This is a genomic window from Hydrocoleum sp. CS-953, assembly GCF_002260545.1.
Taxonomy (GTDB): domain Bacteria; phylum Cyanobacteriota; class Cyanobacteriia; order Cyanobacteriales; family Microcoleaceae; genus Trichodesmium.
Genome location: NZ_LGSU01001000.1, coordinates 1 through 5,914 on the forward strand (window position 1 = coordinate 1; position 5,914 = coordinate 5,914).

At 35.4% G+C, this 5,914-nt stretch carries 4 protein-coding genes; all 4 read left to right on the forward strand.

The genetic code is table 11. The features are described from left to right. Positions 1-115: 115 nt before the first annotated feature. The 4 genes from gnd (at position 116) to AFK68_RS14300 (ending at position 5,628) form a co-directional block, all read left to right on the forward strand. Positions 116-1,537, forward strand: coding sequence for a decarboxylating NADP(+)-dependent phosphogluconate dehydrogenase (gene gnd / locus AFK68_RS14285; RefSeq protein WP_094673381.1), 1,422 nt, complete (start codon positions 116-118; stop codon positions 1,535-1,537). A 221-nt stretch (positions 1,538-1,758) separates the two neighbouring features. Next, positions 1,759-3,162, forward strand: coding sequence for an RNA-guided endonuclease TnpB family protein (locus AFK68_RS14290; protein WP_094673382.1), 1,404 nt, complete (start codon positions 1,759-1,761; stop codon positions 3,160-3,162). 161 nt (positions 3,163-3,323) lie between these two features. Continuing rightward, entirely contained in the window at positions 3,324-4,700 is a 1,377-nt protein-coding gene (locus tag AFK68_RS14295) for a ParA family protein (RefSeq protein ID WP_094673383.1), read from the forward strand. Beyond that, the gene (locus AFK68_RS14300) at positions 4,693-5,628 is read left to right on the forward strand and encodes a Rho termination factor N-terminal domain-containing protein (protein WP_094673384.1); all 936 of its coding nucleotides are present in this window, start codon (positions 4,693-4,695) and stop codon (positions 5,626-5,628) included. Before AFK68_RS14295 ends, AFK68_RS14300 begins: the two co-directional genes overlap by 8 nt. The last annotated feature ends 286 nt before the right edge of the window (positions 5,629-5,914 follow it).

Below are 5,914 nucleotides of genomic sequence, written 5' to 3' on the forward strand. Positions count from 1 at the left end.
AGCCTATACTTGAAATCTTAAAAAAAACCTTTACTGGAAACAGTCAAAAAAAAACAACTGTAATCTAAAAACGGTAACTTAAATTAGAGAAAAAGTCAGGGAAGTAAAAATTATTATGGGACAGCAAAAATTTGGTGTTATAGGTCTAGCTGTAATGGGAGAAAACCTAGCCCTCAATGTAGAACGTAACGGTTTCCCCATCTCTGTATATAATCGCAGTGGCGACAAAACTGATAAATTTATGGCAGAGCGGGCACAAGGGAAAAACGTACACGCTGCTTATACTTTAGAAGATTTTGTCCAATCCCTAGAAAGACCTCGTAGAATCCTGGTCATGGTAAAAGCAGGAGGACCAGTAGATAAAGTCATCGAACAACTTAAACCCCTCCTAGATAAAGATGATATGATTATCGACGGTGGTAACTCCCTCTACGAAGATACAGAACGCCGCACTAGAGAATTAGAATCTACTGGACTTGGTTTCATGGGGATGGGAGTTAGTGGCGGTGAAGAAGGTGCTTTATGGGGACCTAGTTTAATGCCTGGTGGTACAGAGGGTTCTTACAAAGAATTAGAACCAATTTTAACTAAAATCGCTGCTCAAGTTGATGATGGTCCTTGTGTCACCTACATCGGTCCTGGAGGTGCTGGTCACTATGTGAAAATGGTACATAATGGGATTGAGTATGGTGATATGCAGTTAATTGCTGAAGCCTACGACTTGTTGAAAAATGCTGTAGGAATTAGCAACGAACAACTCCATGAAATTTTTGCTGAGTGGAATAAGACTCCAGAGTTGGAATCTTTCTTAATTGAAATTACTGCAGATATCTTTACTAAGAAAGACACTGAGACTAGCAATCATTTAGTTGACATGATTGTTGATTCTGCCGGACAAAAAGGTACAGGTAGATGGACGGTAATTAATGCTTTAGAGTTGGGTGTTGCTGTTCCTACTATTACTGCTGCGGTTAATGCTCGGATTATGTCTGGTATTAAGGATGAGCGTGTGGCTGCTGCTAAGGAATTGACAGGTCCGACTGGTAAGTACGAAGGTGATGCCCAAGCTATGATTAATAAGGTACGGGATGCTTTGTACTGTTCTAAAATTTGTTCTTATGCTCAGGGTATGGCATTGTTGGCTGCTGCATCTAAGGAGTTTAATTACAATCTGAATTTGGGTGAGTCGGCACGAATTTGGAAAGGTGGTTGTATTATTAGAGCTGGATTTTTGAATAAGATTAAGAAGGCTTTTGATGAAAATCCTGGTCTACCTAATTTATTGTTGGCTCCAGAATTTAAGCAGACTATTCTCGATCGCCAGGATGCTTGGCGGGAAGTTGTTACTCTAGCTGGTAACTTGGGATTACCTGTTCCTGCTTTTAGTGCTTCTCTAGATTATTTTGATAGTTATCGTCGGGGAACTTTACCTCAAAACTTAACTCAGGCTCAACGGGATTATTTCGGCGCTCACACTTATGAGCGTATTGATAAGCCTCGTGGTGAATTCTTCCATACTGAGTGGCCTACTAAGTAATTTTTTCTGTTTAAAAATTTGGCGATCGCTCTGTAGGGAAATAGGAGCGATCGCCGTTTGCTATATCTATAATGTTAGACATCTCCGAAAAAGATATAGACTTTTTGCACATAGTAGAGAACAGGGAAAAATTTTTCTTGTCTAAGCTTGCTCAAAGACATTTTTTGAATAATTCTAATCAGTGTATATTCAAATTTTGTCGCCTATAAACTTTATCACCTATGAAATATACTTACCAATATCGTATATATCCAGAGACTAGCCAGAAGTTGACACTAAACAACTGGCTTAGAATTTGTCGGTATTGGTATAACAGGATGTTAGGAGAACGTTTTAACTGGTGGGAGCAAAACAGATGTCCTATAAATGCTTGTCCTCTAATTTCTCATTTACCTGAATTAAAAGACAAACCAAATTATTATAATCAGAAAAAGCAATTACCAGAACTGAAAAAGGGTATAGTAGAAGTCAAACACTCAGGTGAGCATCTGGATTTTTCCCAAGTTTATTCAACAGTTTTGCAAGATGTCTGTAAAAGAGTAGAAGCAACATTTTCTAGATTTGTAGCAGGGGATAGTAAAGGTAATCGTAGTGGTAAACCAAGATTTAAAAGTCAATCTAGATATCGTTCATTGAACTTTCCTAATGCTGATGATTCTTGGTTAAAATTTTCATCAATTAATAGTAAATGGTTGTATATTTCAATTCCTAAAATAGGTTTGTTCAGAGTAAGAACCCACAGACCAATACCTGATGGAAGTAAAATAAAACAAGTTTCACTAATCAATAAAGCTGATGGTTGGTGGATAAATTTCAGCTTAGAGGATAAGTCAATTCCTGAGTTAAAAACTGATAATATTCAGCCTACTTGGGAAAACTCAGTAGGTTTAGATGCTGTCCTAGACAAAGATATTTATTTAGCCACATCAGAAGGAAATAAATTACCTTCTCTCAAACCTTTAAGAACAAATCAAGATCAACTAACCAAAGTATCTCAACGCAAAAACAAACGTAAACACGGCAGTAAATCGAGACGAAAGCTAGCAAAACGCGAAGGAAAAATCCATCAAAAAATAGTTAGAAATCGTAAAGATTTTCAGTATAAAACAGCTTACAAATTAACTCGTACAGGTAAAAAAGTATTTTTCATAGAAAAGTTAAATCTAGTAGGATTAACTCGCAGAAATAAAACCAAACAAGATGAAAATGGAAATTATTCACCTAATGGTCAATCGTCCAAGTCTGGGTTAAATAAATCTTGGTTAGATGCTGCATTTAATCAATTCTTTCAAATACTAGGTCAGGTAGCCGAAAAAGCTAACGCTAGAGTGATAGAATGCAAACCAAATTATACATCTCAATTACTTTCTTATCGAGATGAAATAGTGTTTATAGATTGCAGTATCAGAGAATATTTTGATGAGGAATTACAGTTGAAAATTGATAGAGATATAAATGCTGCTATCAATCTGAAACGAGTCGGGCTGGACTTGTTCCCGACTATAAACCGCCGTCAAAACAAAGTGGTTATAGCTAAATCTAAAACCGCTTCTGTTTCTAAGGAAGTTCTGAGCGTCTTTAAAAGGCATCAGAAGCTTACACAGAAAGCGGATGCGTCTGTGTAGGTAAGTCACTCGGGTGCAATTTGTAGATACAAATTTTAATCCGATTACCGCTTGTCGAGCATACAAATATATATAGATGTAAGTAGGTAGATAAAATTTATATTTTTTCGCATATCTGTTGTGATAAACTGATAATTAGAGTTAGCAAAAATAAACGACAGATGGATAATGCTGCGAAAAATCAAGCCCTAGTAGATGCTTTGGCTAAAAATCTGCCAGAGGACGCATCTGAAGCTCTAGTAAATCAGATTTTTGCGTCTGAATTATTCAATTTTTTAGGTTTTGAAGTAAATGAAAGAGTTCCTTCTTTTTCTACAGGAAAGGGTAATGAATCGGTCGATCATGCTCTCCGTCATAATACGGAAAATGACATATTCTCTCAAACCAAAACTAATCCAGATATTCTTGTAGAATTGAAAACTCGGAAGCGTAATTTAGCTCATGATTCGACAGATTATAAAAAGACATTTGCACAAATTAAAGGATATTTAGAAGCAGATAACTGTAAAGCAGTGAAGTGGGGAATAATTACCAATGCTAATCATATCCAATTATTCAGGAAGCATGGAAAAGTTATTCATCCGGCGACAGTTTGTCTAGCAATTAATCCAGAAAATATCATCAAAATCGCTACTTTAATTAAAGACAAAATTAGTAAACCAAAGAAAGCATTAACAGTAGCAGTTTATAACAATAAAGGCGGGGTAGGAAAAACTACAACTACAGTTAATACCGCAGCAGCTCTATCACTTTCTGGTAAAAAAGTTTTGATTGTCGATTTTGATCCGAACCAAAGAGACCTAACAAATTATCTAGCAATTAAACCAGGTGAACCTACTTTTTATGATTGCTTAGTAGATAAAAATGTTAATGTTATAGATGTCATTCATCCCTACAGAATTAAATCCAAAAAAAGCGCAAAAAAATTTGGTTTTGATGTTATTTCGATGAAGGAAGATCCTGTTTGGTTTAATGAAGTAACTTTGCGTCAAAATATTAAGATTATGCGATTGCGCCAAGTATTGGAGAAGCTAAAAAATAGCTATGATTATATCTTGATTGATTCTTCTCCCAACTGGCGAATTTTTAGTCAGAGTGCAATTTATGCTGCAGATGTAGTTTTAATACCGACAAAATATAACAATATATATTCATTAGCAAATGCAGCTATAACTATCAAGGAATATATACCAGAAGTTCAAAAAGCAAGAAGAAAATACCAAGACTTTGGACCAGTAGCTTTACCGATTTTCTTCAATGGAGAGAGGAAAATAACCCCTGCTCAAAAGAGCGTTGCGACATCTGCTATTGATAAGCTGATTCAAGATGCTCAAGAAGACTCAAATAACAAGTTTGACCTTGTACCCTATTTTTATCCCAAATATATACCAGGTGATGAAAATAAAGAAATATTTGAATTATCTAGTTCTGTTTCCATTGCAAACTCTGCTTTTTCTCGTATGCCTGCGGTTTATAAAGATAAGGTAGCTAAGAATTACTATAGCAAATTAGTAGAGGAGTATTTCTTTTATGAGTAGTTTGAATGATCAGGGAAACTTGATGTACTTATACATTGATGAAATTGAACCGGGAAATGGAACAAATACTCCAGAATTTCTAATTTCAGCAACGGCAAAAACTCTCAATGAAACTGGTGGAAGAAACTGGGTACCTGTCATTGTTAAAGAAGTAGGAGAAGATCAATATCAAGTAATTGGCAATTCTTTTATTTTTGCTGTAGCCCAAGCTGCTGGTTTAGAAAAAGTTTGGTGTATTATTGCTGATGAAAGTGAAGAAACTGAAAAAATTAGCAAAATTTTATCTGGGGAAAAAATACCACAAATAAATCTTTCTACTGCCACAAGAGATGAAATTAAAGCAGCACTTCAATACTTAATCGAAAAACCAGAAAGTAAACTTAAAGGAGTGAAACTGCCAGTAGTTACAAATCGGATTGATGAAGCTCCGCGTCAATATTGGAAAGATTTTCAACCCATAACAAAATTAGGGTGTGGAATTACGACCGCTAAAGTTAATGCTTTAAAAGAAGTATTTTTTTTGACTCCTCAACCAATACCCGAACCAGAAAAAGTAAATCTTTCCACTGCGACAAAAGACGAAATTAAAGCAGCACTTCAATACTTAATCGAAAAACCAGACAGCAAACTAAAACAAATTGACATAGAAAAAGCAACAAACCGTATTGATGAAGCACCACGTCTATATTGGAAAAACCTGGAACCAATCACAAAATTAGGATGTGGAATTACGAAGGTGAAAGTTAACGCTTTAAAACAAGTATTTTTTCTGACTCCTGAACCAATGCCAGAAATAATAACAGACCGGAATATTTTGAATAGTATGACAGTAACAGAGTTGAAAAAAATGGCAAAAAAACAGGAAATACCTGGATATACGAAAAAGAAGAAAGAAGAATTAGTCGAGTTGTTGAGCGCTATTAATTAGACATCTCCAGAAAAGATGGAGTAGGGAGTAGGGAGCAGGGAGAAAAAATTGATGAATAAGAGTAAGATAATTGATTTTATTTTTTATTATTGGAGATGTCTATTAGTACAAAAGATTGATAAGGAAGCGCCAAACTAGAGAAAAATCATTGCTAGTGGCTTGTTATACCATTTCTCAAAAACTTTTCTACATTTGATTGAAGTAGGGGAGTGGGGGAGGTAGGGACGTTGCATGCAACGTCCCTACAAACAAGAATAATTAATGCTAAATTTACTCAAACTAACAA